Raw genomic sequence first — 1,734 nt, forward strand, 5'->3', positions numbered from 1 at the left:
GCAGCATGTCGAATATAGGAATCAGGCTTTCTTGGGCGAAGAAATTCGTGGAACGACCTGGGTGGCCGCCTATGGCAAAGTTGCGTCTTCCCGTAGAAGCTGCTTTGAACGGGTCTCCGACGGCAAGGTCATCTTTGAGTCGGAGACGCAGTGGGTGCTTGTCGACATGAAACGCGGCCGCCCCATGGCCATTTCCGACGAAATGAAGCGCCTGTACGTCGGACACTAGACCGTGCTTAATGTGAAATGTGGAATGAGAAATGTGAAGTGACTCATCACTCATCACACATTACACATCACACATTATAATATTTTCTTGACCAAATTCTGGATGAATGCGCGAAAGCCCTTGTCGCCGTTCTTGTGGTACGGCGGGTAAAGGAACGTCATGGTGTCTAATGCGCCTTGTCGCATTACATTGCGTTCGTGGCTAAAAGTCTTGAAGCCATAAATTCCGTGGTAATTGCCGGTGCCGCTCATGCCGACTCCGCCAAAAGGAACCGACAGATTTTCAATTTGCAAAATGCAGTGGTTCACGCAAGTAGAGCCCGAGGTCGTGCTGGCGATGACTTCGTTGATTTTCGCTTCGGACTTTCCGAAAATGTACAGCGCCAGCGGCTTCGGGCGCGCTTGAATGAAGGTAATTGCATCTTCTAGCGAATCGTAAGCGATAATCGGGAGAATCGGTCCGAAAATTTCCGAATCCATGATTCTCATGTCGGGCGTGACGCCGGTGAGGATGGTGGCCGGCGTATAGCGGTTTGCAATATCGGTTTCGGCGAAGTTTCCGCCTAGAACGGCTGTGGCGCCTTTTTCGAGGGAGTCCTTGACGAGGCTCTGGTGTCGCTCTACGGCTTGACTTTCGACGATATGCACGAAGTTCGCAGAGTTTCGGCGGTCGTCACCAGTTTCACCGTACATTGTTTTTATGTTGTCTGCAATGGCTTCGGCGAGCGGTAGCGTTAAAGGGCGCGGGCAAAGCATGTAGTCTGGCGCGATACAGGTCTGGCCTGCATTCAGGCACTTGCCCCAGGCGATTTTCTTTGCTGCATCCTTGATGCTGGCATCGTCCAGAACGATGACGGGCGACTTGCCTCCGAGTTCCAGCGTAACTCCAGCATGAACCTTGGCGGCGCATTCTGCAACATGAGCACCGACCTTCGGGCTTCCGGTAAAGAATACATGGTCAAAGGGGAGTGTGAGTAGCTTGTTGCCAATTTCGGTACCTGCCCCCTGTACCACGGCGACTTCGTTTTGCGGGAATACTTCTGCAATCAGCGTTTCCAGGAAGGCAGCCACATGCGGAGTCTTGTGGCTCGGTTTTGCAATCACCACATTGCCAGCGGCGACGGCTGCTATGACCGGTGAAATAAAAAGTAAAAACGGATAATTCCACGGGGCCATAATCAGTACGCGACCCTTGGGCTCAAAGTGGCTTACGCTTCTGTTGGTCGGGAACAGTATGCTAAAGCATCCGTCCTTGTCTTCCATCCAATCGGGAAGGTGACTGACGGCATGGTCGATTTCTTGAAGTGTCGGGTAGACTTCGCATAGCCATGCTTCGGTTTGCGGCTTGTGAAGGTCCGTCCACACGGCGTCGTAAAATTCCTGTTGACGTGTTTCGATGGCCTTACGGAGTTTGAGCAACTTTGCGATGCGTTGCTTTGCGGTTGTTTGTGCGATGTTCCAGCGATTTTCGCCTTGTGCATCAAATAATTCTTGTAAGAAATCCGA

The 1,734-nt window shown here is 51.9% G+C and carries 2 protein-coding genes; one reads left to right on the top strand and one right to left on the bottom strand.

Translation table 11 applies throughout. The features are described 5' to 3' along the window. Window positions 1-229: acyl-ACP thioesterase domain-containing protein (locus tag Q0628_RS15310; protein WP_298772470.1), on the top strand; the 229-nt coding region annotated here is incomplete at its 5' end. Between the two features lie 74 nt (window positions 230-303). Here the strand turns inward: Q0628_RS15310 and Q0628_RS15315 are convergent. Continuing rightward, a partial coding sequence (locus Q0628_RS15315) for an aldehyde dehydrogenase family protein (protein WP_298772472.1) occupies window positions 304-1,734 on the bottom strand: 1,431 nt, incomplete at its 5' end.

Source organism: uncultured Fibrobacter sp. (assembly GCF_937877005.1).
Classification (GTDB): domain Bacteria; phylum Fibrobacterota; class Fibrobacteria; order Fibrobacterales; family Fibrobacteraceae; genus Fibrobacter.